This is a genomic window from Paenibacillus sp. FSL H7-0943, from assembly GCF_037963265.1.
Taxonomy (GTDB): domain Bacteria; phylum Bacillota; class Bacilli; order Paenibacillales; family Paenibacillaceae; genus Paenibacillus_AQ; species Paenibacillus_AQ odorifer.
Map to the genome: position 1 here is coordinate 2,962,918 of NZ_CP150148.1, position 26,211 is coordinate 2,989,128.

The window sequence follows — 26,211 nt, forward strand, 5'->3', positions numbered from 1 at the left end:
CCGGCTTTTTTTGAGTGCCTATACTGGTCATTTTTAGATTGAAAAATAGTTAAGACTCATAGCCTCACGTACTTCGGCCATTGTTTCTTGAGCAATGCTGCGGGCATGCTGTGTTCCAGAGATTAAGATTTCCTGCACAAGCTTGGGCTTAGTAGCATAATAGGAACGAAGCTCTCGCATCGGTTCTATAAGCTGATCTAGAGCTGTCGAAATCAACTGTTTGCAAGCAGAACAACCCATAGTACCCTGCTCACAGCCTTCACGAATTTCGATTACCCCCGCTGAGCGAAAAGCACCATGATAAGCAAAAATAGGACAGATATCTGGATGTCCAGGATCATTTTTATGCACACGCGCTGGATCGGTTGTGGCTTTTCGTATCTTAAAGATGATCTCTTCCTTAGTGGAGTCCAGCTCGATGGCATTGCCAAGGCTTTTACTCATTTTAGCGTTGCCATCCGTACCCACAAGTCTCGGCGTCTCACTGATCAGTGCTCTGGGTTCCACCAGTATCGGGCTGTACAGCTCGTTGAATCTGCGGACGATTTTGCGGGTTAATTCCAGATGAGGGAGCTGGTCTTCCCCTACAGGAATGATCGTTGCTTTACAAAATGTTATGTCAGCAGTCTGACTAACTGGATAACCAAGAAAACCGTAATACAATTCATCTAAGCTCGAATTTTTCGATTCGGCTTTAATCGTGGGATTATGCCGTAAAGAATTCACAGTAACAAACATAGAGAACAAGAGGGTCAGCTCTGCGATTTCAGGGATCATCGATTGAATAAATATAGTTGTTTTCTCCGGATTTATACCCGCAGATAAATAGTCCAGTGTGATCTCATGCAGATGTTGACCCAGCAGCTGTGGACGATCGAAATGGGTCGTTAGGGCTTGAATATCCGCCAAAAACACAAAAGTTTCATATTGCTCCTGAAGGGCTACTCGGGTCTGCAAGCTGCCGGCGTAATGGCCAAGGTGAAGCTTTCCAGTCACTCGATCTCCAGTTAAGACACGTTCGTTCATCATATAAATTCCTCCTGTTATTTAGCATTTGGTTACACTCGAGTCGCCACCACCAGCCATCATCCATGGCCATCACCTCCTTTAAATGACAAAAAAACCTCATCCAATAAGGACGAAGTTGTCGTGGTACCACCTTAAATGATCGTGTCACCTTACGATTCTTGGCTTTCGATCTTCTCTTACCTGTATGGAGAGGTTGAATTTATTCTCGATACAGGTCCCTTGATAACGGCGGGAACCCCGGTTTTCCCTACTGCATCCATTAAGATAGTTCGGAAAAACAACTATAAAGGCCATTCGAGCATACGCTGGTCACCGGTTCGCACCTACCACCGGCTCTCTGAAGACCATGTTCGTCTGTCTACTTACCCTTTGTCATCGTTGTTCATGATATGTGAATTATTGTAATTCTGAACAGGGGTGTTGTCAATGAGTGGAAATCGTATGGTGATTGACGAGGTATCTAGGTTTATATGATCTAGCAAAGTATACCTTAAATGTATATAATCATCAGGAATTTAGTCCAATCTATCATTGCGGATTCACAATATACTACTCTATAACCTTGAAATGGAGTGATGATAAATGGCGACAATAATAAGTTATGGGTCACAGGCAAAAATCCCGTTAGATCCGTTTACTACTGCTATAACGGTTGCAGGGATTCCTGGAGCTGGAGCGGGTTTAGCCACAGCACAAGTAAATATTAGTCCGGCTAATCCGGCTTCTTTCTCCAGTAGAGTCGAGTTAAATGGTAGTTTTAGTCTTACTGCACTTGCTAATAGCCAATTTCTTGTTATCATCCGACGAGCTGGAGTCGATATTTATAGATCCTTTTATCGTTTTACTACAATTACTGATATTCAATTAAGTGCTCAGTGGGTCGATGGTGCTTATATTGGAGTCCACAACTATGAATTGGTAATTCAGAATGATAGCAACTTGCCTATTAATCTATTTGGACCCATATCATTCACAGCAACTGCTATTGGAGGAGAGGGCGTAATTTAAGTTATGTTCCTGTGCGCCATTTAAGGGACGGGTGAATCAAAGCTTTGGACAGTTGAATCGATCTGATTCAGCTGTCCTTTTTTCGTGGGCATATAATTGAAGTACAACTCTCACAGCATAAATCTCCAACCATTACCTTGATATAGCGGTTTATTTATTTAAGATGTTATCCTCTAAAACAGCGTATTTATCACCGTATTGTTTAATGATATGTTGTTCTCCCCAATTACATAATGCAGTCAAAATATCGCTTAAACTATCCCCATATTCACTAAGCTCGTATTCTACTTTTGGTGGAACCTGATTATAAACAATTCGGTTGATGATTCCATCTGCCTCAAGCTCGCGTAGCTGCTGGGTTAACATTTTTTGAGTAATGCCGGGCATCAACTGTTTTAACTCGGAGGTGCGTTTTTTGCCATGAGTTAAATGACATAGAATTACGCATTTCCATTTCCCTCCGATGACCTCTAGTGTGGCTTCAACAGAAATATTGTATTTTTTCTTGACAGTTGTTGTAGATGTTGTTGTCATGATAACCTCCAAGGTATGGGTACTTTTTAGCACCTATGGCACTTTTGAGTGCGTACTATTGATTATGTCCAATTTAACCTATCATAACATTTTTCGTTCAATTTTTATAGAATGCTATAATTTAGAGAGCTTTGGGCAAAAAAAGCAAAACGAAATAAAAACCGTTTCTATACCTCCCCCGTCTTAATCTATGAAAGGTTGAAGAGAGGAGGCTAAGGAAGGACATGACGATGACTAATGCAGAAATGAAAAAAGTAACGATTCTTGATACTCGGAGCGAGACGGATTTTTACGATTCGATATTGGTACATAGAGAACAACTGTACAGTATTGCTTATAGTTACTTGCGTAACCGAAACGATGCGCTGGAAGCGATGCAGGAAATGACTTGCCGGGCTTGGATTAAAAGAAAAACTTTAAAGGACCCCAAAGCATTCAAATCATGGATTATTCGAATTCTAATTTATGTCTGCATAGATGAACAAAGACGGAGAAAACGTTCCATGCCGCTGGTAGATGAAAGAATAGGAGAACAGGTCACACACATTGGCCATCATCGGATGGAAATGCTGTGGGCACTCGAGCAGGTTAAGCCCAAGTATCGCCATGTGCTGCTGCTAAAATACTACAACGATATGACCTTGACTGAGATCGCTAACATTATGAATAAACCCGAGGGGACGGTTAAGACTTGGCAGCATAAGGGGCTGAAGCAGTTGCGAACCATCATAAAGAATCGGGGTGAATGGAACAATGAGTAGTCAAGAGGAGCTTGCCATGTTAAGCGATGCCGAACGTATCCCACAAGAACAAAAAATAGAGAATGCAGCCGCTCAAATCTATGCGATCCAAGCAGGTTTGGAATTAGGCAAGAAACGTGGCAGAAGGTTAATATTCACAAAAAGCGCGATGTCTGTGCTGGCGGCTGCAGTGATGATAGCGGGCTTGCTGTTCTTCAATCCAACCCAGCTGTTGCCACAGCAAGGGACTTCGAGTGTTGAAACGTTCGATTGGGGCGTATTGGAGCCTTTTAAAACATTGGCTGCAGCTGATATTGATGCTCTTACACTAGAGTCTGCAATCCGGAATGATTATGTACAAATCGTTAATAAGAGTGCTGAATCAAATGGATATAAAATTACTCTAAATGCTGTGCTTGCTGATGAAAATAAAATCATGCTGCTGTATACAGGGACAACAAGTGATGGTCAGGAAGTGTACAGTGTAAATAGTGTGAAGCTGACAGATGCTGAAACTGGACGAGACGTAATGGAGGAGAATGGGAATAGAGGCGGAATGGGAGCACACGCAGAGGGAACCATATATACTTGGCTCGGCAAAACTGTATTTTCACTGGACCGAAATAAACCAAGGCCAACAGATGTAGTGGCGGATTTTCAGATTGCCTCTGTAGACCCGGGAATGTTAAGTAAACCGAAAACAGGAACGGTTTTATCCGACATGCGGTATTCTGATCGTTTAAAAGTGAACTTCTCTATTGATCCTAAGTTTTGGGAGCTGAAGACGGAGACATTAGTTGTTGACCACCCTTTCATAATTGATGGACAGGAAGTAAAACTAGCCGAAGTCGAGCTTTCTCCGTTAAGCATAGCGCTCAAATTTACGATAAATGAGGAATTGAAAACGGATTGGATCGTCCGAAATGAACTGTTTCAAAAGCTCCCCTATGAATTAACAGCGCAGGTTGGGAAGCACGACATTAAAATTAATCCGAATTCTGGTAGTGGATCTGATGATGGATTTATAAGTTACTTCAGCAGTAATGTGTTGGATCACCCGAAGTCACTGCGACTGAAACTTAATGCGGGGGCAGATCGAGAGAAAGAAGAGTATATTGATATTCTGAAAAAATGAGCGGTAAGCGATATTAGTGAATATGCGTTGGGAGTTGTAATATAGAAAAGGCCGCTGGTTCGGCCTTTTTGTTATTGTTGGGACATTATACTAACTTTGCGAGTTACCTTTTAATACCAAACACGCCACTTGTTAAATGAGAACAAACTCCTGATGCTCCTATCGGGATTGTATGTGCATAATGCTCCTCAGGTTTCTCATGTTCCTCACGCTTCTCACGTTTCACAGGCTTCTCACGTTTCACAGGCTTCTCACGTTTCACAGGCTCCTCAGGTTTCTCAGGTTTCTCATGTTCCTCACTCGCGTAACACTCCTAACGGACTGTATTGCAGCTATTTTAGCTTTTTTGAGCATTTTGCTGAGTTTTCGGACTGCATAGCTCTTATTGGTCTAAATCCACACCCAAAATGAGCATATTGGGATGAATAGCTGCATCTGTGTCCGATAGCACTGCGAAATGCCCGGATTCTTCGAAATAAGGGCTGCTGAGTCCGAACCATCTGGCCTCGTAAATACTGCACTGTAAAATCGTCATCTGAGCGTCTTAGCTATTTCGGGTGTACAAAAGTGGCGTTAGTGTGTCATTAGTGCGGTACAAATGAGTTGCTAATGTGGCAACTAAGTTAATAACGCTCATCAGGTTTCTCATGCTCCTCACGTTTCTCATGCTCCTCATGTTCCTCACGCGCGTAACACTCCTAACGGACTGTATTGCAACTATTTTGGCTTTTTTGACCATTTTGCTGAGTTTTCGGACTGCATAGCTCTTATTGGTCTAAATCCACACCCAAAATGAGCATATTGGGATGAATAGCTGCATCTGAGTCCGATAGCACTGCGAAATGCCCGGATTCTTCGAAATAAGGGCTCCTGAGTCCGAACCATCTGGCCTCGTAAATACTGCACAGTAAACTCACCATCTGACCTCGTAAATACTGCACTTTAAACTGTAAATCACCGTCTGAGCGTCTGAGTAATTTCGGCGTACAAAAGTGGTGCTAATGTGGTCCTAATATGGCGTTAATATGGCGCTAGTAGCACTAATATGGCACTAATTTGGTGCAAAGGTGACGCTAGTGTGGCAACTACTAAGTCAGTAACTTTTCTCGTTGTAGTTATGGGAGTATGTGTTCAGTAATTAGTTAGTCGAGTTAGTTGCTGTAATTTGTTTTCAACCATTCCTTGTTTGACCAGGACAATTTGCCTGCCCCTGAGCCGTCAACAGCGGTAAGTCTAGATTTTAGACTAGCTGGGTCATCTGAAGTGTAGCTGTAAGGTAGTGTTGTGAATCCGTTCCATGCAAATGCTTTAACGGCAGCGGGTGCAGGGGAGAGAGGGCTGTTCTTTGCTGTACTGTCTCCTCTGAATGTTGCTCCATCAAGTGAATAGATCGTATCTAAAGCTGCGATTGCACCCGTATATTTGCTATTATTTGCATCCGCTTGATTGTTGCGAAGAGGATACACTACATCAATGATTACAGAACTTTCAAGTAATACAGCTCCTCCTTCTGTCGAGATGGCTCCGTTACTTGTAACCCCGAAATGATACCCCTTGCTTGAGATCGCTTTTTCCATAGCGGAGGTTAGACGTTTTTTAGCCAATCTGGTATCTTCGTTGTCCATTACAATGTTATAGGCATGCGCATTACCACTACGAAGGCGGGGCATGCGGTCTTGTATATCTTTATAGTAGTTGTGATGGAGCGTTACAGAAAGAAGCGCATTATCAGCTGCAAACTCTGTTGCGCCTATTAAGTGGCCCTTTTTTTGACTAGCGGCAATCGCAATGATGTCGTCTTTACTTAGGCCAACTGAGCTGCTTCTTAAATAAGCGTACATGGGATAGGCAGCCTTGTTGGCTTCCATAGCATTAATTTGCTGAGTAACCCAGCTGTGTGCGTTTCTATCATCCCCTAAGAAGGATGACCATGAAATGGTGACGCCGTTGCTGCCTTTTTTAACATCGACAACTCCGTCATAAGATTTATTGAAAGTGCAGTGGTCGATCCATACGTTGTTGCTGTTTTCAATGGTGATGTAGTCCCAGTCGTTTTTATCGTAATTCCCTTTGGTTGCTTCATCCCATTCCCACAGCTCATCAAATTCAAGGTTGCGGATGATGACGTTAGAGCTTCTTTTAAAGGTAAAAGCGGCATGTTTAATGGTTGCACCCTTAGCAGAGAAAATGGTCAAACCGTCGAAGTTGTCCATAGACACTTTGCTGACACCAGTCTCTATTAATACGGGATGTGTTAAAGCATTGTTATGAGCGCTAAATGGGGAGATCTTTGCTGCATCAGAAATTTCATTCCATCCCAGATCCAAGTCGTTCATAATTTCAATAACCTTTATTTTGGATCCTTTTCTCAGTGCAGTGGCAAGATCTTCTGCGGTATATACCTTTTTATAGAGTGGACTGGTTTCTTGGATATTTCCACCACCTGTTGTTCCTGTGGCAAACCCAGCCAAATCATATTCACTAACCTGAACCGGTGTCGACGTTGGTGAAGCAGTCGGTGTCGGTATAGCAGTAGACGTTGGTGAAGCAGTCGGTAATGGCGTAGCAGTAGGCGTTGGTGAAGAAGTCGGTGTCGGCATGTCAGTTGGTGTTGGTGAAGCAGTCGGTATCGGCGTAGCAGTTGGTGTTGGTGAAGCAGTCGGTATCGGTGTAGCAGTAGGTGTCGGTGAAGCAGTAGGCGTTGGTGAAGAAGTCGGTATCGGTGTAACAGTCGGTGTCGGTGTAACCGTCGGTGTTGGTGTAGCAGTAGGTAATGGCGTAGCAGTAGGTGTTGGTGAAGCAGTCGGTAATGGTGTAGCAGTAGGTGTTGGTGTCGGCGTAGTGCCAATGGTATCAGAAACGGTCACATTGTCGAACATCGTAATTGTCTTAAAGGTAACGAGCCCTGCTGCACCTTTTTTTAATTTGGAATCGGAAGCTGAGAGCTCCAGCGTATCATTTACATACATGTTGATGGTATTTCCGCTCATTTCGAGTTTTACATTATACCAAACTCCTGTTTGCAGAGCGTAAGGTTTGCTGGACAAAGTTGAAGTAGATCCAGAAACTTTCTTTCTGATTTCCAGCATGCCATCATTATTATTATACAAAGAAGCTGCATAAAAATTATTTCCATCTATGTATCTGCCTGCAACATAAGTTCTGTTTGAGCCATTAAAATCAACAACTTTTACATCCGCTTCCACAGTGTAATCGCTCCAGGCTGGATCACCTGCAGAAGTACGTCCTTCTTTTGTGGCAGACTGGTAATATACGCTGTTGCCTTCGTCCTCAACAATAGTCCAATTCCCACTAGTGGATGTCCATAGATTATCGCCCTCTTCAAAACGGTCTTGGAAGAAGGTAGAAGCACTTGCCGGATACACAATAAAAAGAGAAAAGAGCAGGGTAATGCACATAATAACACTAGCATTTTTCTTGAATGATTTTAGCAAACTCATTGTAATCCTCCTTATGTATTTATAAATTTATATTAATATAAATACATATATCGGAAATAAATATAAGTAATAATATGATTATAAAGTCCTTTTTTTAATTAGTGCTATAATAGCTTTTTGGGTATTCAACGATGAATTCTGATCTATACGAACTAGGAGTGATAGACTTGAGCGTAATCCGAATGGAGAACGTAACTAAGAAATATGAGAATACATTGATCTTTCGAGATATTTATTTTCGTGTGAGCAAGGGCGAACGTATTGGCTTAATCGGACGAAATGGAGCAGGTAAATCTACTGTTTTTAAGCTAATCATGGGAAAAGAGGAGCCAACGGCAGGAAAAGTAGAATTAGATCCCAATGTGAAGATCAGCTACTTCTCTCAATTTTCGGAGCTTTCCGGGTCTTTGTCTGTACAACAAGAGTTAGAACTTTGCTTCGAAGAGGTAGCACGCATTGAACAGGAGCTTAACCAAATAGGAGAACAGCTTGGGCAGGTGTCGGATGATGTCCAGATGAATGCACTTTTAGAGCGCCAAGCTGAGCTTTTTGAACAAATGGAGCATTTGGATGGCTGGAATGTATCTGTAGAAATCAATACGGTGCTGACTAAATTAGGATTTGATGAGAGATCGCGGCATCAACCTGTAGAGGAGTTATCCGGAGGCTGGAGGAACCGCGCGGCACTGGCTAAAGTCTTAATTGAAGCGCCCGATGTTGTATTGCTCGATGAGCCTACTAATTTTTTGGATATGGAAGGGATCGTATGGTTGGAGCAGTGGTTGCACCGTTTCAATGGGGCGATGCTTCTGGTTTCTCATGATCGGCAATTTATTGACAGAGTGGTCACGCGGACGATAGAAATCGAGAACTATCATTTTCAGGAATATGAAGGCAATTATACCGATTACGTTCGTAAAAAGAAGATGCGTAAAAAAGTGCTCGATCGGCAATTTGAGTGGGAAGAAGAACTTCTCCTTATGGAGTCCGAGGCCATTGAAAACCGTGGTAGTAAGAAGTCTTCTAAGGACCGTCTATCCCGTAAGCTAACGGATATGAAAAAACGAGTGGAACCTCATCCAGTTAACGTATTAATCACTGATATTTATAGTAATTTACGTTTTCCTGACAAGCTGGGGGAAGTGAAGCGGATTGGACAAAGTTATGATGGCCGCTCCATTTTCCAGAACATTAGCTTCGATATTCAAAAGGAAGACCGGATAGCTATCGTGGGTCCGAACGGCAGCGGAAAGTCGACACTCATCAAGGTACTGACTGGACAAGAAGCACCGGAATCGGGGGAAGTGACTTGGGAACGCGGGGTCGGTTATGCGTACTTTAATCAGATGTGGGATGAGCTGGATCATAAAGATACCGTCAGCCATGCCGTAAATGTTTATGGACTGGGACTGGACGCACCGCGGAAAAAGGTGAATAAATTTCTAGCGATGCTGCAATTCTCGGAAATGGATCTGAGTAAAACGATTGGCAGCCTTTCAGGTGGACAGCAGGCCAGAGTGGCTTTAGCGAAATGCCTTCTCTCCGGAGCTGCTGTCATTATTTTAGATGAGCCCACTAACCATTTGGATTTAACCAGTATTCAGGTGATGGAGCAGGCGTTGATTCATTTTCCTGGCGCTGTAGTAACAGTTAGTCATGATCGGTTTTTTATTGATAAAATAGCGACGAAAATGCTCACCTTTGATCCTGAATTAGGCATTACTGAGCAAAATGTTTAGGATTACGCGGGAAGTCGGATGATCACTGTCGTTCCTTCACCTACGTGACTGGAAATTTCAATTCCATATTTTTCGCCAAAATGAAATTGAATACGATCATGAACATTTTTAATGCCAATATGTTCTTCATCTAAGGTATCTGAGGGTTGAGAGAGACGGAAACGCAGCTGTTTAAGTTTCTCTTCCTCGATGCCAATGCCGTTATCTTTAACGATAATCAGCATATCCTCCCCCGATATCACCGAGGATACCTCAAGCAGACCTGGTTCACTGCGGCTTTCTAGGCCATGTACGATAGCATTCTCTACGATGGGCTGCAAGGAGAAGTGCATGACCTTAACGATCTCGCATTGCGGATCTAGCTGCTCCATGTACTGTAATTTATCCCCAAAACGCAACTGCTGAATCTTCACATATAGCCGGACATGCTCAAGTTCTTCGCGCAGGGTAACGGTGATTTTCCCAGTCTGGATATGAATCCGAAACAATCTGCCCACGATCCCCACCATCTCGCCAAGCTCTCTTTGCCCATTGATGATGGCTTTCATTTGAATAGATTCAAGGACATTTGCCAGAAAATGCGGATTGATTTGGCTTTTGAGCGCACCATACTGGGCTACTTTTTGTTGAGCCTTGGCCATCGAAGATCGCTCAATATAGTTTTGCAAATCCTTAACCATCTTACGAATTCCATTATATAGAACCCCAAATTCATCTTGACGATTACTGTACAAATCCACATCGAAATTCCCCATCCCCACCAGCTTCACCTTCCGGCTTAACAGAATAATAGGTTTGGTTACGCGTTCCGAGAGGATATACATAAATAAGAGTGCAGTGACAAGCGATAAGAGCGCCAAGGTTAAAATGATTTTGCCAAGAAAAGAAGCCTGCTTAGTCATCTCTTTTTCATCAATATATTGAATGACCTTCCAGTTGGAGTAAGGAGAGGTAACAAAATTAATGTACGAATCCTTGTCATCAAAAGTACCATATAAGCTCCCGGCGTCATTGTTCATAAAAGTGTTAAGCGCCTGTTTGTCGATAGGGACTGGCTCTAAAGGACTCGTCTCCAATGAATCTGAGCTGTAAACGTTGCCCCCCTTATCGTCTAAAATAATAAATTTCCGCTTGCTATTCTCGGACAGCTTTAAGATTTCCCGTAATGAATCCAGCCGGATATCGATTAACATGACACCTAAGGGCTGCTTGCTTCCTTTTTTATTAATGACTCTGGCAATGGAGATGACGGATTGTTTGGAATTGGTGCGATAGAAGGGGAGATGACTTCCAAACAGGATTACGCCCCCCTTTTTTTGCTGCGTCTGTAAATACCAATCCTCTTGGGTGTAGTCCTTCACATCATAATCCGCACGATTGAAATTGGCGGAGTAGAATACACGTGACCCCGCGAAAATCTGCACACTGTCGACATTTTTAATCGTCATTTCAATCCCGCTGATGAACTGTTCAATCGTGTTTCCATACTGAATACTTAGATCATTCCCGATATTATCTTTGTTGATAGTCCAATGCTCGAGAGCGGTTTGTAATTGACTATCTACTTGGGCGTTAAGGGTCCCTTTTTCAATACTTTGCAGATACTGGTCGATGTTGAAAGAAAGATTATTAAGGATGAGATTAGAGCTGCTTTGATATTCATTTTTGACGGCTTGATTTGAAAAAATATAGATAATCGCGGATATAATCAGCAAAGGAATAGTAATGGTCAGGATCATCAGCACAAAAATCTGCCGATTGACATGCCGCATCCGATAACGTTTTTTTGGCTGGTTTATTTGCATCATTTTGCTTACCACCCCGATTGTTTTCTATAGTCTGATGGGGTCATGTTGGTGAAGAGCCGGAACGTTTTAACGAAATGCTTATAGCTCTTGTAACCACACATTGTGCAGACATCGGTCACTAGAATTTCCGGTTTTTTTAAGCATTCCTGCGCGTATTCCATACGGATTTCGGTTACAAATCGCATATAGTTCTTATCGAGTTTTCTTTTGAACAGACGGCTTAAATAAGAAGGGTTATAGAAGAAGCGATCCGCTACCATTTGTAGAGTAATATCTTGATCAATATTAGCTCTAATGAAGGATTTGATATGTTCAAAGATAATCACATCCTGCTGATGGTTATCCGTCAGACCTTCGGTATATATGTTCCCCAGATGAACCATCCAATTCCCCAGCCACTCGAACATGACCTCAAGGGAGTGAAAATCCTCAACAAAAGTAAGGTTTAATAGTTTATCGCTGTACACACCATCCCTATGAATGTGGTTTTTATTAGCGAAGCGGATAATGACACTTATGATTTCTTGTACATATGCAAGCCATAGATCAGGTGAATGGCCATCTGTTTTATGCAAAATATCTTGTGCCAATCGTTGCATTAATTGTAGAATCTCTTGTTTATTGGCGTTTTCGATGCAGGAGATTATTCGTTTCTTATCGTTGTCATCTAGTTGGATAAGCATTGGTTTAGTAGCTGTGGCGCCTGCCTTTATAGAAGAGATATGGAATATATTCCGTTCATTCTGATAGAAACGTTGATATAACAGCTTTTCAGACTCGTGAAGTAATGAAGTGATTTGAGACAGTTCGTTCGTCACTGTACCTATGGCAAGATAAAGGGCAAGATAATGTTCTAACGTAAGCTTGTTCAAATGCTGATCGAGTTCAGTAAGTACTTGGGTCTCAAAAGGGACAATGCTCGTTGCAGTCTGTGATCCCATGACTATTAGCCCGTATAGTTTGGATTTAGCAGCATATGTAAAAATAGATCGTGGCAGACTTGCCGGGAGATAGGCCTCCGTTGCAAGATGTATGAACTTAGTCGTCTGTTCTCGCATCCACCTTGTGGATGGTGAAGGTGTTTCTCTGATAGGGAAACCTGCCAAAACAAAAGGGAGATACAGATAATGTTTACTTTTGAAACTACATAATTCAGCGATTAAATTAGTGTCAATTGCAGGTTGTTCTTCTTCGAGTAGTAGCTTTATAAGTTGTGAACCTTCCAGAGTAGAACGTTTCCTTTGTTCTTGTTGTTTAAGTTGCAGCTTGTTCATGCATTCTTGAATCACGGTTAGGCTTTCTTCATATTCCAGAGGTTTGAGTAAAAAAGCATGCACACTCCCAAGCTTGATGGCTCGTTGAGCGTATTCGAAATCATTAAATCCTGTCAAAATAATAAACAAAGTATCAGGAAGGAATTGGCGAAGCTCTTCTATCATCTGAAGACCATCCATTTCGGGCATGCGAATATCAGTGATCACTAAATCTGGCTGCTCACGTAGTGCGGTAGCGACGCCTTCTTTTCCATTCTCCGCTTCAACAATACTCTGAACACCAAGCTCCTGCCACGAAAAGTAATGTTTTAATCCCGTCCGTATTAACGGTTCATCCTCTACAATCATAAGCTTGTACATGAAATCCCTCCGGAAGACTAGATTTATAGTGGATTTTTCAACAACGATATCATCAAATGTAAGTTATAAGCTAAAAATTAAAATGATTATAGGTGAAATATGTAATGTATTATAACATTGAAGAGGGGCTGAAAGAAGGTATAGGTCAGAATACGACCCTAAATGTAAAAGGAGTGGGATTCTCCTGAATTTATAATTGATTTATGATTAGCGCAAGGAATGAGAAAGCATTCTATTCCACAAAAATAATAGGGGGTAGCACATGAGAGCAATGAAAAAAGGGCTAATAAGCATTGTTGGTGTCGCACTTTTAGGTACACAGTTAGTTGCATGCGGAAATACGAATACAGCGAATTCCGCCAATGAACCAAGTAATAATACTGATAAGAGTGAGCCCGCGGCTACTGAGACTGCTGCTAAACCAGTAGAAATAACATGGTGGAATTTTCCGAGCTTTCAAGCTTTAGATGGTGAAGTTGGCAAATATGAGAAGGAAATCATTGCAGCTTTTAATGAGAAGAATCCGGAAATTAAAGTCAACCTTGAGATGATCACCTTTGAAGGCGGCCCTGAAAAACTGAATGTGGCAATTGCTTCGAATACCGCACCTGATGTAATTTATGATGCTCCTGGACGGATTATTGACTGGGGTAAAAAGGACTTATTAGCACCTCTTAATGATATGGTGACCGATGAAGTGAAAAATGATATTTCGGAAGCCTTTTGGAAACAGTCTAGTGTTGGCGAAGAGATCTTTATGTATCCGATCAATACAGCTCCTTTTATGATGGCGGTAAACAAGACCGTTTTTGAGAAGATTGGCGCGCTAGATTTGCTTCCTCTGGATAAGGAAGACCGAACTTGGACGTTTGAAGAATATAAGAAAGCGCTGGAAGCTGTTAAAGAAAAAGCACCTGATGTTATTCCTACCGGATTCTTCGCGAAGAGCCAGGCTGGAGATCAAGGAACTCGTGCATATCTTGCTAACTTAGGTGTATCCAGATTTCTAAATGAAGATAATTCCGCAGTCGCTATCAATACTGATAATGCTGCAAAAGCGTTGGATTGGATCGTTCAAGCTACAAAAGATAAACTTAGCGTTTCTGGTGCGGCTTCCCTTGCGGCTGCTGACGTGAACGACTTATTTTTACAAGGGAAATTAGCCTTTACACTCAACTATTCTGCAGTACTTAAAGCTCAGAACGTATCTAAAAAAATGGTTGAATTCGAAGATGTTCTGCTTCCATTCCCTACTTTAGATGGATCGGAACCTAAGCTTGAACCTTACCTCGGCGGTATGGCTGTATTCAATAATGGTGATGAAGCTAAGATTGCAGCTTCTAAGAAGCTGATTGATTTTATTGCTAATGATCCTGTATGGGGGAAGAAAAACTTGATTCAAACAGGTGGTTTGTCTGTTCGTAATTCGATTACAGGTCTCTATGATGATGCAGAGTACAAATACGCTGAGTATGCTCGTAAATTCACAACAGATGCACCTACCATTGCCGATGGATATGCTGATATTCGTACCTTCTGGTTCCCTGAATTACAACGTGCTTTAACTGGAGGAGCAACCGGTAAAGAAGCTTTGGACAGCTTTGCTGCAAAAGCAAACGAAGCGATTACGAAAGCAAAGGCTGCAATGAAATAAAAAAAGTGAATGGTGTCCAAAAGAATAGAGTGCGGGAAGCACTCTTTTCTTTTTAAATCATCGAAGAAATGGGGAAGGACTGTGGGGACAACGGTTCGCAAAATAAAAGGTTATGTGATTCGTGACTGGATGATGAGTTATCTCTTTTTAGTGCCGGCATTTGGGTTTTTCCTGCTTTTTGTAGCTTATCCGATGGTGAAAGGGGTCTATATTAGTTTCTTTGATTACTCCTTGAGAGATTTCAGCTTTATTGGCCTCGATAATTATATCTCCTTAATAAAAGATGATAACTTCAGGAAGTCGATGGGAAATACATTATTGCTTGTACTCATCACCGTACCCATCGTTATTATTTTCTCGTTATTTATCTCTATGAATATTTATAAGAAAAAAGAGTTTGCCAGATCGTTTTTCCGCGGAGTGTTCTATTTGCCGGCTGTATCCTCGGTCGTAAGCATCACAGTCGTTTGGGGCTGGATCTATCATCCGAACTATGGGATTCTAAATTATTTGACCAGCTTTTTGGGAATGGAGCCTATATCCTGGTTAGGAGATACGAGGACTGCACTGCTTGCTATTATCGTGGTTCTGATAACGACCTCTGTAGGGCAGCCGATCATTTTATATGTGGCATCTATTGGGAACATTCCTACTTCTTACATAGAAGCAGCTGAGATTGATCGAGCGACGCCTTGGCAGATTTTCCGGAAAATATTATGGCCAATGCTAATGCCAACGAACTTATATATTATCGTGATTACCACGATCAACACCTTTCAATGTTTTGCACTAATTCAGTTGCTCACCTCGGGTGGACCTGTGTATAGCACATCGACTGTTATGTATGGCGTTTACGAACAAGCCTTTATGCTCGGTCATTTTGGATATGCCTCGGCGATGGGTGTCATCCTTGCGATTGTGATCGGGATCATTTCTATCATTCAATTCAAATACTTTGGCAGTGATGTTGAGTATTAAGGAGGGGACATCATGAATTCTACGAATCCGTTAGAACTGAGAGCACCTATTGGCCAATCTAAGAAAGTAAGCAAATGGAAAAAAGAATTGACGATTCCAAAAATATTAGCGACCATCCTGTTGATTCTAGCAACGTTGTTTTTTATCTTCCCTTTTTATTGGGTGGTTTCAGGGGCATTTAAGCTTCAGACTGTGGCAACAACGATCCCCCCGGAATGGTTTCCGGCTAAGCCGACTCTGCAAAACTGGACCGAGTTATTTAAGAATCCCGTTGAGCGCTGGATGTTTAACAGTTTCATCATTGCTTTTTGTGAAATGGCAGCGATTTGTATCGTTTCTTCCTGTGCTGGATATGTGCTAGCCAAAAAGTCTTTTCCTGGCCGAGGGATTATCTTTACGATGTTTGTTGCCGCTATGGCATTGCCTAAGCAAGTTATTCTTGTCCCGCTGTTTACGATGCTTGCAGATTTTGGGTGGGTCAACACGTATAAAGGGCTTATTTTACCAGCGATTGGCTGGCCATTTGGAGTCTTCCTAATGAAGCAGTTCGCGCAGACGATTCCAGGAGAATTAATTGAAGCAGCCAAAATAGATGGCAGCTCTGAGATTCGTTTGTTCGGAACCATCATTTTACCTTTGTTAAAGCCTGCAATAGGGGCACTGGCTATCTTTACCTTCATCACTTCTTGGAATGATTATTTCAGTCAGCTGATCATGACCAGATCGACTTCAATGATGACATTACCACTTGGGGTAGCGACTCTTCGGGGTGAATTCACAACAAACTATGGATTGCTTATGGCGGGTGCTGCGTTAGCCTCTATTCCTATGATTGCAATTTTTCTAATGTTCCAAAAAGCCTTTACCCAAGGGATTACTATGGGGGCTGTAAAAGGCTAATTATTCTTATAACAACGAAAATTAATAGTAATGAATTAAACGATGGAGGCTGTAATTTATGAAATCATATGATCTTGAATCCTTTAAAGGCATTATTATTGCTATGTACTCCAGTTATGATGCTGAGGGGGAAATCGATAAAGAAGGAGCCCGAAAATTAGCTCGTCAGTATGCTTCTACGGGAGTAAAAGGTCTTTATGTTGGCGGAAGCTCTGGCGAAGGTATGCTGCAATCTGTAGAAGAACGCAAACAAATGCTCGAGGCAGTTATAGCAGAGGTTGGAAAAGAGCTTACAATCATTGCTCACGTGGGTGCTCCATCTACAAGAGACAGTGTTGAACTAGCTATCCATGCTGAGAAAGTTGGCGCACATGCCGTATCGGCTGTTCCTGCGATCTATTATCGTCTGTCTCCGGACAGTGTTGAAAGTCATTGGCAGGCAATTATTAATAGTACAGCGCTTCCATTTATTATCTATCACATCCCACAAACTACAGGCTTTCAATTATCGAAAAGCTTGCTGATTAAGATGGCAGCTCAGGATAAAGTGATCGGGGTGAAAATTTCGGCGGAGAGCACGTTTGAGCTTCAGCAATTTAAAGCCGCAGGCGGGAAGGATTTTCTAGTCTTAAATGGACCTGATGAGCAGTATTTGGCGGGCCGCAGTATTGGGGCAGATGGCGGGATTGGTGGAACTTATGGGGTGATGCCAGAGTTATTCCTAAAAGTGGAACAATGTTATGTGCAAGGAGAGATGGCTGAGGCGCAGAAATGGCAGTTTATCATCAATGATCTCATTGTTGAATTGCTATCCTTTCCTTCATTATATGGTGCGTGTAAAGCGATCCTTAGTGTGCGCGGATTTGAAACAGGTCAGCCAAGAATGCCACTTTTACCGATTAAGGATTCCGATCAGGAGCGGGTGGAAGCTCTGAACAATAGAATATTAGATTATATTCTTGAAGCGAAAGGATAGGGTTAATAATGACTCGAATAAGTGATATCTTTCCGGTGAAAGGTCTGATTGTTTCCTGTCAGGCACTTGAGCATGAGCCGCTTCATGGTGGGGATACAATGGCTAAAATGGCAAGAGCAGCGGTTCAATCAGGAGCTATAGGAATCCGGACAAATGGTGTTCCAGATATTGTAGCTATCAAAAAAGAAGTAAATGTACCGGTCATTGGACTTATTAAACGGGATATTCCCGGATCAGCCATATTTATAACACCAACCTTAGATGAAGTGAAGGCGATTGTTTCTGCAAAAGCAGAGATTGTTGCGCTTGATGTAACGAATCGGGAAGAACGCTTAGAGTCAGTAAAGCCATTAATAGAATATGCACATCTGAGAGGTGTGCTGGTTATGGCGGATATTTCGACATTTGAGGAAGGGCTTGCCGCTGAGAAATTAGGTGTGGATTTCATCGGTACCACGCTTTCAGGCTACACCCCATACAGTACACAGCAGGAAGGACCGGACCTTGTCTTAATTCAACAATTAAGCAAATTAGTGAACATTCCTGTTGTTGCGGAAGGACGGATATGGACACCGGAAGACGCAGCAAAAGCTAAGAATGCGGGGGCATCCTATGTTGTTGTAGGAAGTGCAATTACTAGGCCACAATTGATCACTTCGAGATATGTTAAGGCCGTGAGCAATTTCAATGACTGACGGAGGTGAGTCCGCGATGGAAGGGTATGATCCTCATATAGAATATGCGATCGGAGTAGATATTGGCGGCACGAAAATTAATGCCGGACTCGTCTCTTCACAAGGGGAGGTTTTACATACTGTAAGCCTAAGCACATTGGTTGGACAGACGAAAACAATGGATCGCATTATACTAGCAATTCGGACATTAATGGATGAAATAACAGCACAACAAGCGGGAATTCAGCTCCAAGGAATTGGCGTAGGATCAGCAGGGCAAATGGATTGGGAGGCGGGGCGTATCCGCTCCGCTTCGGAGCTTATCCCTGGCTATGCTGGCACAGCTTTGAAGGAGTTGCTTCAGACACAGTTTAATCTTCCGGTAATCGTTGATAATGACGTGAATGTATTAGCAATAACAGAGAAATATTTAGGCTCAGGCAAAGAGGTAAAAGACTTTATCTGTCTTGCCCTTGGTACGGGCGTGGGTGGAGCGGTAGTCGTAGACGGCCATCTTGTCCACGGTTCTTGGGGTGGGGCTGGAGAGTTAGGGCATATGTCCGTAGATTTCAAAGGACCTGCATGCGTTTGTGGTGGAACAGGCTGTTTGGAGCAGTATGCTTCAGGCACAAGTATCGCACGTCGCATGCGCGACAAGCTTTTATTACATAACCAGTCCCCAGAGAACGTAGACTCACGGGAAGTGATAGCGAGATGGCGGGCAGGTGACTCTCTGGCCACAGAGTTAATGGAAGACACGATTGCTGCGCTCGGATCCGCGATTGCTTCATTAATCCATATTTTTAACCCTAAAGTCATCGTCATTGGCGGTGGAGTTGCTGAAGCAGGCGAACTTTTGTTTGAAGGCATTAGAAGGGAAGTAAAGGGCAGAGTAATGCCATCGATGCTGGAAAATGTTCGTATTGAAGCAGCCTATTATGGTAATTTATGTGGAATGATCGGTGCGGGGCTGCAGATGTGGGAGTATAGTCCCGATAAAGTAAAGAGAGCAGAGCTATAAGGGGCTATTCACCATCTATCTGTATAGAAAATCACGGGGAGCAATACGTAGAAGCGAGTTTAATTGTACATCGTACAACTATATTTCTCGAATCCCTCCAGCCGATGGGTATAAGTGTATTTTGTACAGCTATTTTCTTGATTTACAGCCTTAGTGGTGGCTTCTCGTGTTTTTAGTTGTAGAAAATGCAACTAAAGTCAAAATGATTGCATTTGCCTACGAAATAACTGTATAGAATACATTTATTCTATTTCTCAGATTCCCCTGAGTGCGGTAAAAACAATTGAACCATTGAAGATTGATTAGTGTTTTGGGATTGGTTAAATTTTAAAATAATTTAGTTAGAACCACATGTGAATAATACTCCATGTGGTTTCTTTTATTAGTTATAGCCCGCCCCAGTACCCACTGCCGAATGAACCCTTCGTTCAACCATCAACACATCTAATCCATGTTATGGGAAGCAGTTTTTCGCTTTTTACGTTGAATTTATGATGATGATTCATTAATGTGAGCATATCACACGATATCGCTACGACGAATTCAATGTGTCCAAAGACTCGGGGAAATTCGACCTTAACTGGTCCGGCTCGGATAACTTGTTTGACCAAACCAGCCTAGCTAAGATTTTAATTAGGCTTAAGGGATACAAATTTTCCAGTTTGTATCCCTTAACTTATATAACAAAGGATGGGAAAATTATGGTCGATTATAATAACAACGAAGGAATAGGCGGTTTTCAACAAGGCAGCTATCGTCCATTAGCCATTCATCCCATTGAGGCGAATTGGACCAGACAATCCCGATTCAGAGCTCCAACATCGCTTTCAGTTTTGAAGCGAGTTGTTGACTCGGGGCGGCCGGATTTTTCATATGGATTAAGCTCGTTTACAGTGAATGAACAAGGGAGAGCCATTTTGGCTGTGGGGCAGGGTGATTTCGAGCTTAATCATCAATATGGCAAACTGTTTCGGGTTTGCTTTGAATCTGACACCGTGGAGCTGCTATTGGAGACTAAGGCATCCCTTATGTCTCCCCCCGCTGATCAGCCCAGCCTCCATTTTGGTTGCGACCAATAACATTCAAGATAATCAGCTCATTTCGGTTGACGAAAACGGCCGGATAAATTGGAAGACCGCAGTGGATGGTGTGCCGTATGGCAGGCCGGTGGTAAACAGCGTAGGGCATATTTACCTGTGTACATATGAAGATGAGTCACAAATTATTGGGAGACTCTATGCTTTTGACGCGGATGGAACCATAAGATGGGTTTACAAGTGCTCGTCCATATTTTGGTGCGATCCGGTTATTTCCCGTGAAGGAATCATATATGTTGGTCAAAATGTGAATTCCAAACTTTATGTTTTTAGTCCTGATGGAGAGTTGTTGTGGGAGAAACGGATGGGTCAAGGAGAAGGGCACCGTCCCCCTGTCATAGATCAGGATGGGGTTATGTATTGGTGTCTTTCTAGCCAGTTATATGCCATTGCTCCGGATGGCGAAGTGAAATGGATATACCAACCGGAGGAAAGTTACGTTGACACCAGCCCTTCCCTGGGCGCTGACGGTAATTTATACGTAAATTTGACCGGCGGGGAATTCATTTGTTTAACGCGAGACGGTGACAGCTATGGAGAGCGGAAACTAAAGGTTTTGCAATAACTCAGCCAATTCTCGGCCGATGCGGCAACGTTATTCAAAGTCGCTTAATGGATAACTCGATTGAAAGCTACTCCGTTGTTGATATTTTTTCCCAAAAAGGAGTGCATTTAGCGGAGACCGCAATCAAAGGTTCCATTCATTCGGTGATTTTGGCAAATGATGAAGTGATTTACGTCCTGTCCTCCTATTGGACGGCTAAGATGCAGCCTAAATGGGAACTCGTGCGGTTACAACCTGAAAAATTTTAAATAGTAGCTGGTTGAATAATGGGAACTTCATTTGCAAATCTCCATCGGGCAGTCCCAAGGTTGGACAACAGTACTGGGGGAGAAATTCAACTGGGAAACGATTGGTGAAAGCGCCAGATCTTTGTCTAACTTGAAGGAGCTGAAGCAAAGCGAACTTCAATCCGATATTATTGAGCAAAAGAATATTCTTACTGAAAGATCAGATGAGGAATTGTTGACTTCACTTCAGCACGCAGATACTAGTGAAGCGGATATAAGGTGGTACTTGACGGAGAATACGCTGGGGATAAGTGTGCAGATTTCTCATGCTATCGGAGATCATGCTGAGTTTGAAATCAAGTATGACAAACTGAAGTTTAAGCTGAACACTTTTCTTTTTTCAGAAATAATAGAGCCTATCAAATTCCCTTGATTTAATAGAATAATTTACCGATAATGTTAATGGGGGAACCCAAAATCAAATCCGTCATGAAGCAGGAGGCACTATCGGACAATGATGACTTTAATGAACATGGTGCGGGGAACGGAGAACGATCTTCCTGCTAAAGAGATGATTAAGTATTGGAATCATGAGCCTGGAACCTTAAAGATGGTAAGGGCCAGCAGCAATTTTATTTATACCTTTCAGTGGAATGGTAACCGCTTTTATTTAAGGTTTACTCATGAAGAGGATAATTCTCCAGACAATATCCAGGCAGAGCTGGATTTTATGATGTATTTATTAGAACAAGGTTATGAGACTGTCTCTCCAGTGCGTTCTAAGTCTGGCAATTGGATTGAAACGTTGTTAACGGATCACGGGCGATACCACGGGGTAGTTTTTGAACAGGCCCAGGGTGAATATGTTTCACTTGATGAGATGAAGGAACCTCATTTTTATCAATGGGGCCAATCGCTTGCACGTCTGCATAATTTTTCGGAAACCTATGCACCGAGCACACCTTATCGCAAAAGCTGGGTCGATTCATTGAATTTTATTTACTCCGTATTGAGCAGGCATCCTGAGGAGCATAAGGCGCTTAAGGAATATGAGCGGATTGAAGCTTGGCTATCAGAGCTTCCTTTTGGAGTTGGGCATACTGGGCTCGTACATTATGATTTTGAGATGGATAATATCTTTTATATGCAAGAAGAATCCCGCTACAGTGCCATCGATTTTGATGACTCTATGTATCACTGGTTTGCGATGGATATTACATCGGCGTTAAGAGACCTGACGGAATCGGATGATAATGAGAGTAGAAGAAACATTGACCATTTTATTAATGGATATAGATCGGTTAAGCAGCTAGATGATGAGTATATGAAGTTGATACCTGAATTTCAAAGATTTGCAGACTTATACAGTTTTGCTAGATTACTTCGGTGTATGGAGAATACGGATGATTCTATTTTCCCGGATTGGGCGAAACAGCTTAAACTGAAATTAGAAAGAGTTTGTGACCGATTACGAACCGGCTTTCAAGCACATATAGTGCTGAAGGATATCACTGAAAAAAACTGGTACGCTTGTACTCAATTAGAAGTATCGGATGAGCAAAAGGCTATTTTTCCTGTACCAGTGGTCTATTGGTTAGCAGAAGCAGCTTATTGTGGTATGACCCCGCTCGCTTTATACGCAGATGAAGAATTGGTAGGTTTCTCTGTGTATAGCGTAGATCCTGAGGATGGAAGTTATTGGATTATGGCTTTTATGATTGACCAGAAATATCAGAACAGGGGTTTAGGCAGAACGGGTATGGATACCTTAATTCGTTATATTAAAGCAGAACATCATTGTGACAAAATCGTTATTGGCCATCGGATCGAAAACGAACGTGCTACGAATTTATATACATCACTCGGGTTCGTTGAAGTCAGTAGGGACGAGTTTGAAGTTATACGAGGGTTGGTAGTGTAAAAAGGGAAAAGCCGCCAAGGGTTTGGCGGCTCTTTTTTATATAAGGAAATAAATTAATCTACAGAGCCGGTTGTCAGCAGCTGATCAAAAGAGACAGGGAATAGTGGCTCAATCAGCGATAAAATTGCTTTTGCATACTCCTGAATTTCTTTCTGAGCATCATGCTCCAGTCTTTGATTTAAAAAATGGGCTACAGATTGAACTGAAGCTGTCCAGTACCAACGAACGAATAATCCATAAGCAGGTAGAAACAGTCTTGCTTGTTCAGCACATATACCATCTGCTAAAGCGGCTTCATACTTAGATAATCCTAACTCGGTGTATTCTTGAAGCTCGCGGGTGTATTTTTCACCAAGCTCCCATGCAATGATGTCACCACTGCCTTGTTTGGAATTCTCTGGTTTGGATCTCCATTCTCCCGCAGCAGGTTGATAAAAAACGGGTTCTTCTGTTATGTATCTGCGGCTGGATTCGTTCCAGGCTTCCAAGCTATCTCCAGTACCTTCGTAATGAGCAGAACCGACTACGTATTTCCACCACTGTCTCGCAACCATTAATGGGGCATAAACCTCAAATTGAGTGATGGCATGGCGGAAAGGAGAGGTATGTCCTTCACGGGCAAGGAATTTTATTAGTTTAATATCCCGATCACTAAGCTCAAAAGATTGTTTTGCATAAGAAACACGCGCAGCGTTAGCAACCGTTAAATCTGAGCCCATATGATCTACTAATCTTACATAACCTTCATTTAAAACTTTGATTGTTGTCAATTTAATGTAGCCTCCTTTTCCAAAGCAGAGTAAATGAGTTCGTCACACCATTGTTGATTGCAAAATCTAGTCTCTCTTAGGATTCCATCCCTAATCATTCCTGCTCTAATCATAACTTTTTCAGATTGAAGATTCTCTGCATTGGCATAGGCAACGACTCTATGGGCATTAAGAGAGCTAAAGGCGTAGCCTATCAGTGTTTTGACGGCTTCTGTCGCATAGCCCATTTTCCAGTATTCCGGCAGTAAGACCCAGCCAATCTCCCACTCTCTGATCTCTTCCCAATTTAACTTTATACTTACGTTGCCTATGGGGGTTCTATTTTGCTTTGTACATACTGCTAGATCATAATGCTCACGCGGATCGCAGGTAGTCTGAGTCAGAATCGAAAGGAAGTTCTCTTTAATTTGTTTTGCATCTGGTGCGGTGTTTTCATATTTGTGAGACAAAGGATTAAGTTCCAGTTCTTCATAAAAAGAAAAATCATCGCTTGTATAATCTCTTAATATCAATCTGTCGGCTATTATTTCCATGAGTTAATACCTCCTAATCCATGATTATAATGGAAGACTCTGTAATTATCACGGAGTAAATTCACTAGAAATACAAAAAAATATTTCTGTAAATTTTTCTCTAGTAAAATTGTGGAATTGTGATACAGTAATTAAGGTTTATATATTTAGAGGGGGATGTAAGGAAAATGAAAGCTATTAAATGGAGCATCACTGCAGCGTTAGCAGTATCTATGTTGGGTCCAATACATACAGTGAAGGCGGCAGATACGCGTAACGTCGATTACGATCAAGGTAGTATTTTACGAAGTGCCAGTTCAGTTTCGTCATCATACAATGAAAGCAATCCGCAGGTTGAAGATTTGATTTTTCAGATGGATGCTACCGAAATCACTGTTGGGGACAATGTTCCGGTACAAATCTATGCTAAAGATGCCGATGGCATTTCCGAACGCGTTCCGTTAGCTCAAGCAAATGTCGTAATTGAAAAGCCTTATTTGCTGCAAAAGCAAGCCGATGGCACAATGAAAGCCTTAGCGGTAGGAGAAACGAACGTAACGGTCATTTCAGGATCAGATTCCAAAACAATAAAAGTTTCGATCAGTGCGGACCATGATATTGATCAAGGTGCATTTGTTAATGGAACAATGTATTTGCCGGTTCAATCGGTTTTTCAAACGTTGGGAGCAACAGTCCAAGTTAATACAGCAACTAAAACCTTTAGCATTCGTCTAGGTGATTTGCCAATACAGCTTCAACTCGGAAGCGATATTGCAATGGTGAATGGTGCGAAGGTCAAAATGAGTGGTAAGGTGCAAAAGATCGACGGATCTACAGTTTTTCCTGCCACGCTTTTAAAGACTGCACTGTCAGCAGAGTTAATTTGGGATGGAAATTATCAGACGATGGAGATCTACTTCGGCAAAGCAGAGTTGTTCGCCTATACGAAACAAACTGCGCAGATTTTTAAGAAGGAAGAACAAGGAAACCTCGTTAAGTTCATTGGAAAAACATATTGGCTCAATCAATTCGACTCCGATTATAAGTTCCAAAAAGTCACTATTGTAGATATTCTACCTGATTATGAAGGTGAATTCGCCATTTCATTTAAGGTTTTATCGACGGGGCAAATTCTTAACTCTTATACAATGTCGGGGGATGAGTTGATCCGTACATTAGGAAATAAAGAATATTTCTTAACAACGGATCCATTTAAGACCTATAAGTGGTCGGATGCGATTTGGAGTAAGATTAAAAAGAGCATAGTTGCTACTGGGATGACCAAGCAGCAAGTGGAGTTTAGTTGGGGTAAGCCAATAAGTAAATCCACACTATCAGGTAGTGGCATTCAAGTGGAGACCTGGCAGTATGGTAATTATAACTATGTTACCTTTACGAACGGTGTTGTCTCCATGATTTATACGAATTAATTCTTCCTAACTTCTGCGTTACTTTAGTCATAGAGCCTGTCTTTGCGACATATCATTTTGGAGAAGCACTTTCAGAATTAAAGTGTTGACTATTGTTGGCCGAAATGAGGGGTTTATTCATGGCAAAGTCAAAACGTGGACATGCACTTTGGAATTTACCATCAAGGGGGAGGGGCACTTGCCCAATCTGTCAGAACACCCGTATTAAGCTGCTTTATCCCAAGAAAAAAACGGATGGAGCAGTCGTTAAGGTCTGTAAACGCTGTGACAAGGCTCCGCAGACGAAAGTGGATGCCGTGTTGATTTAAAAAGAGTACACAAAAAGAGGCTGTCTCAAAAGTGGATTTTTCTACGTATGAGGCAGCCCTTCTCATGAATAAAATAAAGAAGCGCTTCTC

The 26,211-nt window shown here is 42.1% G+C and carries 25 protein-coding genes and 1 other annotated feature; of the genes, 16 read left to right on the forward strand and 9 right to left on the reverse strand.

All coding sequences use genetic code 11. The annotated features are described in order from the left end of the window. Positions 1-33: 33 nt before the first annotated feature. Entirely contained in the window at positions 34-1,029 is a 996-nt protein-coding gene (gene trpS / locus NSQ55_RS12815; protein ID WP_339173709.1) for a tryptophan--tRNA ligase, read from the reverse strand. A gap of 102 nt (positions 1,030-1,131) precedes the next feature. After that, positions 1,132-1,414, reverse strand: a binding site (T-box leader). A 197-nt stretch (positions 1,415-1,611) separates the two neighbouring features. On the opposite strand from trpS, the gene NSQ55_RS12820 reads away from it, so the two are divergent. Next, positions 1,612-2,037, forward strand: coding sequence for a hypothetical protein (locus NSQ55_RS12820; RefSeq protein ID WP_036686349.1), 426 nt, complete (start codon positions 1,612-1,614; stop codon positions 2,035-2,037). A gap of 150 nt (positions 2,038-2,187) precedes the next feature. Here NSQ55_RS12820 and NSQ55_RS12825 read toward each other — a convergent pair whose 3' ends face one another. Next, positions 2,188-2,571, reverse strand: coding sequence for a winged helix-turn-helix transcriptional regulator (locus tag NSQ55_RS12825; RefSeq protein WP_076125996.1), 384 nt, complete (start codon positions 2,569-2,571; stop codon positions 2,188-2,190). 224 nt (positions 2,572-2,795) lie between these two features. On the opposite strand from NSQ55_RS12825, the gene NSQ55_RS12830 reads away from it, so the two are divergent. Together NSQ55_RS12830 and NSQ55_RS12835 are read left to right on the forward strand one after the other, a co-directional pair. After that, on the forward strand, positions 2,796-3,332 hold the full coding sequence (locus NSQ55_RS12830; protein WP_036686352.1) for a sigma-70 family RNA polymerase sigma factor: 537 nt from the start codon (positions 2,796-2,798) through the stop codon (positions 3,330-3,332). Next, on the forward strand, positions 3,325-4,446 hold the full coding sequence (locus tag NSQ55_RS12835; protein ID WP_339173713.1) for a DUF4179 domain-containing protein: 1,122 nt from the start codon (positions 3,325-3,327) through the stop codon (positions 4,444-4,446). Before NSQ55_RS12830 ends, NSQ55_RS12835 begins: the two co-directional genes overlap by 8 nt. A gap of 103 nt (positions 4,447-4,549) precedes the next feature. Here NSQ55_RS12835 and NSQ55_RS12840 read toward each other — a convergent pair whose 3' ends face one another. The 3 genes from NSQ55_RS12840 to NSQ55_RS12850 all read right to left on the reverse strand — a co-directional run bounded on the left by NSQ55_RS12840 (position 4,550) and on the right by NSQ55_RS12850 (position 7,907). Continuing rightward, the gene (locus NSQ55_RS12840) at positions 4,550-4,708 is read right to left on the reverse strand and encodes a hypothetical protein (RefSeq protein ID WP_339173716.1); all 159 of its coding nucleotides are present in this window, start codon (positions 4,706-4,708) and stop codon (positions 4,550-4,552) included. Between the two features lie 120 nt (positions 4,709-4,828). Continuing rightward, complete coding sequence (locus tag NSQ55_RS12845; protein WP_179086799.1) at positions 4,829-4,981, reverse strand: hypothetical protein; 153 nt, start codon at positions 4,979-4,981, stop codon at positions 4,829-4,831. A 616-nt stretch (positions 4,982-5,597) separates the two neighbouring features. After that, the gene (locus NSQ55_RS12850) at positions 5,598-7,907 is read right to left on the reverse strand and encodes a hypothetical protein (RefSeq protein WP_339173720.1); all 2,310 of its coding nucleotides are present in this window, start codon (positions 7,905-7,907) and stop codon (positions 5,598-5,600) included. Positions 7,908-8,074: 167 nt separating this feature from the next. Here NSQ55_RS12850 and NSQ55_RS12855 point away from each other — a divergent pair, with 167 nt between their 5' ends. Beyond that, positions 8,075-9,646, forward strand: a complete 1,572-nt coding sequence (locus tag NSQ55_RS12855; protein ID WP_076126001.1) for an ABC-F family ATP-binding cassette domain-containing protein — start codon at positions 8,075-8,077, stop codon at positions 9,644-9,646. 2 nt (positions 9,647-9,648) lie between these two features. On the opposite strand, the gene NSQ55_RS12860 is transcribed toward NSQ55_RS12855, so the two are convergent. Then, positions 9,649-11,454 carry a sensor histidine kinase gene (locus tag NSQ55_RS12860; RefSeq protein WP_339173722.1) on the reverse strand — a complete coding sequence of 602 codons (1,806 nt, stop codon included), beginning with the start codon at positions 11,452-11,454 and terminating at the stop codon, positions 9,649-9,651. A 5-nt stretch (positions 11,455-11,459) separates the two neighbouring features. Further along, complete coding sequence (locus tag NSQ55_RS12865; RefSeq protein ID WP_339173724.1) at positions 11,460-13,088, reverse strand: response regulator; 1,629 nt, start codon at positions 13,086-13,088, stop codon at positions 11,460-11,462. 262 nt (positions 13,089-13,350) lie between these two features. Between NSQ55_RS12865 and NSQ55_RS12870 the strand changes: the two genes are divergently transcribed. The 10 genes from NSQ55_RS12870 (at position 13,351) to NSQ55_RS12915 (ending at position 23,101) form a co-directional block, all read left to right on the forward strand. After that, the gene (locus tag NSQ55_RS12870; protein ID WP_339173727.1) at positions 13,351-14,742 is read left to right on the forward strand and encodes an extracellular solute-binding protein; all 1,392 of its coding nucleotides are present in this window, start codon (positions 13,351-13,353) and stop codon (positions 14,740-14,742) included. 129 nt (positions 14,743-14,871) lie between these two features. After that, positions 14,872-15,720 carry a sugar ABC transporter permease gene (locus NSQ55_RS12875; RefSeq protein ID WP_052097471.1) on the forward strand — a complete coding sequence of 283 codons (849 nt, stop codon included), beginning with the start codon at positions 14,872-14,874 and terminating at the stop codon, positions 15,718-15,720. Between the two features lie 12 nt (positions 15,721-15,732). Then, the gene (locus NSQ55_RS12880) at positions 15,733-16,620 is read left to right on the forward strand and encodes a carbohydrate ABC transporter permease (protein ID WP_051491452.1); all 888 of its coding nucleotides are present in this window, start codon (positions 15,733-15,735) and stop codon (positions 16,618-16,620) included. Positions 16,621-16,678: 58 nt separating this feature from the next. Then, positions 16,679-17,596: a dihydrodipicolinate synthase family protein gene (locus NSQ55_RS12885; RefSeq protein WP_076310420.1), complete on the forward strand. Its 918-nt coding sequence runs from the start codon at positions 16,679-16,681 to the stop codon at positions 17,594-17,596. Between the two features lie 8 nt (positions 17,597-17,604). Then, entirely contained in the window at positions 17,605-18,291 is a 687-nt protein-coding gene (locus tag NSQ55_RS12890) for an N-acetylmannosamine-6-phosphate 2-epimerase (protein WP_038570497.1), read from the forward strand. Continuing rightward, complete coding sequence (locus tag NSQ55_RS12895; RefSeq protein WP_339173732.1) at positions 18,284-19,291, forward strand: ROK family protein; 1,008 nt, start codon at positions 18,284-18,286, stop codon at positions 19,289-19,291. Before NSQ55_RS12890 ends, NSQ55_RS12895 begins: the two co-directional genes overlap by 8 nt. A 701-nt stretch (positions 19,292-19,992) precedes the next feature. Continuing rightward, a complete protein-coding gene (locus NSQ55_RS12900) occupies positions 19,993-20,370 on the forward strand; it encodes a hypothetical protein (protein ID WP_339173735.1) in 378 nt (125 codons plus the stop codon). Between the two features lie 88 nt (positions 20,371-20,458). Beyond that, positions 20,459-20,953: a PQQ-binding-like beta-propeller repeat protein gene (locus tag NSQ55_RS12905; protein ID WP_339174504.1), complete on the forward strand. Its 495-nt coding sequence runs from the start codon at positions 20,459-20,461 to the stop codon at positions 20,951-20,953. 279 nt (positions 20,954-21,232) lie between these two features. After that, positions 21,233-21,613, forward strand: a complete 381-nt coding sequence (locus NSQ55_RS12910; RefSeq protein WP_339173738.1) for a hypothetical protein — start codon at positions 21,233-21,235, stop codon at positions 21,611-21,613. An 81-nt stretch (positions 21,614-21,694) separates the two neighbouring features. After that, positions 21,695-23,101, forward strand: a complete 1,407-nt coding sequence (locus tag NSQ55_RS12915) for a GNAT family N-acetyltransferase (RefSeq protein ID WP_081391841.1) — start codon at positions 21,695-21,697, stop codon at positions 23,099-23,101. A 53-nt stretch (positions 23,102-23,154) separates the two neighbouring features. Here NSQ55_RS12915 and thyX read toward each other — a convergent pair whose 3' ends face one another. Both thyX and NSQ55_RS12925 read right to left on the reverse strand, forming a co-directional pair. Beyond that, positions 23,155-23,871 carry an FAD-dependent thymidylate synthase gene (thyX, locus tag NSQ55_RS12920; RefSeq protein ID WP_038570515.1) on the reverse strand — a complete coding sequence of 239 codons (717 nt, stop codon included), beginning with the start codon at positions 23,869-23,871 and terminating at the stop codon, positions 23,155-23,157. After that, positions 23,868-24,404, reverse strand: a complete 537-nt coding sequence (locus tag NSQ55_RS12925) for a GNAT family protein (protein WP_339173743.1) — start codon at positions 24,402-24,404, stop codon at positions 23,868-23,870. The genes thyX and NSQ55_RS12925 overlap by 4 nt, the downstream gene beginning before the upstream one ends. A 167-nt stretch (positions 24,405-24,571) precedes the next feature. On the opposite strand from NSQ55_RS12925, the gene NSQ55_RS12930 reads away from it, so the two are divergent. Further along, positions 24,572-25,813 carry a stalk domain-containing protein gene (locus NSQ55_RS12930; RefSeq protein ID WP_339173744.1) on the forward strand — a complete coding sequence of 414 codons (1,242 nt, stop codon included), beginning with the start codon at positions 24,572-24,574 and terminating at the stop codon, positions 25,811-25,813. A gap of 119 nt (positions 25,814-25,932) precedes the next feature. Continuing rightward, positions 25,933-26,121 (forward strand): hypothetical protein, encoded by a 189-nt coding sequence (locus tag NSQ55_RS12935; RefSeq protein WP_036686376.1) that lies wholly within the window; start codon positions 25,933-25,935, stop codon positions 26,119-26,121. The last annotated feature ends 90 nt before the right edge of the window (positions 26,122-26,211 follow it).

What these genes read in the sequence shown, in the direction of transcription:
- trpS (WP_339173709.1), bottom strand. Translation starts at nt 1,029, where the DNA reads ATGATGAACGAACGTGTCTTAACTGGAGATCGAGTGACTGGAAAGCTT.
- NSQ55_RS12820 (WP_036686349.1), top strand. Translation starts at nt 1,612, where the DNA reads ATGGCGACAATAATAAGTTATGGGTCACAGGCAAAAATCCCGTTAGAT.
- NSQ55_RS12825 (WP_076125996.1), bottom strand. Translation starts at nt 2,571, where the DNA reads ATGACAACAACATCTACAACAACTGTCAAGAAAAAATACAATATTTCT.
- NSQ55_RS12830 (WP_036686352.1), top strand. Translation starts at nt 2,796, where the DNA reads ATGACGATGACTAATGCAGAAATGAAAAAAGTAACGATTCTTGATACT.
- NSQ55_RS12835 (WP_339173713.1), top strand. Translation starts at nt 3,325, where the DNA reads ATGAGTAGTCAAGAGGAGCTTGCCATGTTAAGCGATGCCGAACGTATC.
- NSQ55_RS12845 (WP_179086799.1), bottom strand. Translation starts at nt 4,981, where the DNA reads ATGACGATTTTACAGTGCAGTATTTACGAGGCCAGATGGTTCGGACTC.
- NSQ55_RS12850 (WP_339173720.1), bottom strand. Translation starts at nt 7,907, where the DNA reads ATGAGTTTGCTAAAATCATTCAAGAAAAATGCTAGTGTTATTATGTGC.
- NSQ55_RS12860 (WP_339173722.1), bottom strand. Translation starts at nt 11,454, where the DNA reads ATGATGCAAATAAACCAGCCAAAAAAACGTTATCGGATGCGGCATGTC.
- NSQ55_RS12865 (WP_339173724.1), bottom strand. Translation starts at nt 13,088, where the DNA reads ATGTACAAGCTTATGATTGTAGAGGATGAACCGTTAATACGGACGGGA.
- NSQ55_RS12870 (WP_339173727.1), top strand. Translation starts at nt 13,351, where the DNA reads ATGAGAGCAATGAAAAAAGGGCTAATAAGCATTGTTGGTGTCGCACTT.
- NSQ55_RS12875 (WP_052097471.1), top strand. Translation starts at nt 14,872, where the DNA reads ATGATGAGTTATCTCTTTTTAGTGCCGGCATTTGGGTTTTTCCTGCTT.
- NSQ55_RS12880 (WP_051491452.1), top strand. Translation starts at nt 15,733, where the DNA reads ATGAATTCTACGAATCCGTTAGAACTGAGAGCACCTATTGGCCAATCT.
- NSQ55_RS12885 (WP_076310420.1), top strand. Translation starts at nt 16,679, where the DNA reads ATGAAATCATATGATCTTGAATCCTTTAAAGGCATTATTATTGCTATG.
- NSQ55_RS12890 (WP_038570497.1), top strand. Translation starts at nt 17,605, where the DNA reads ATGACTCGAATAAGTGATATCTTTCCGGTGAAAGGTCTGATTGTTTCC.
- NSQ55_RS12895 (WP_339173732.1), top strand. Translation starts at nt 18,284, where the DNA reads ATGACTGACGGAGGTGAGTCCGCGATGGAAGGGTATGATCCTCATATA.
- NSQ55_RS12900 (WP_339173735.1), top strand. Translation starts at nt 19,993, where the DNA reads ATGGTCGATTATAATAACAACGAAGGAATAGGCGGTTTTCAACAAGGC.
- NSQ55_RS12915 (WP_081391841.1), top strand. Translation starts at nt 21,695, where the DNA reads ATGATGACTTTAATGAACATGGTGCGGGGAACGGAGAACGATCTTCCT.
- NSQ55_RS12925 (WP_339173743.1), bottom strand. Translation starts at nt 24,404, where the DNA reads ATGGAAATAATAGCCGACAGATTGATATTAAGAGATTATACAAGCGAT.
- NSQ55_RS12930 (WP_339173744.1), top strand. Translation starts at nt 24,572, where the DNA reads ATGAAAGCTATTAAATGGAGCATCACTGCAGCGTTAGCAGTATCTATG.
- NSQ55_RS12935 (WP_036686376.1), top strand. Translation starts at nt 25,933, where the DNA reads ATGGCAAAGTCAAAACGTGGACATGCACTTTGGAATTTACCATCAAGG.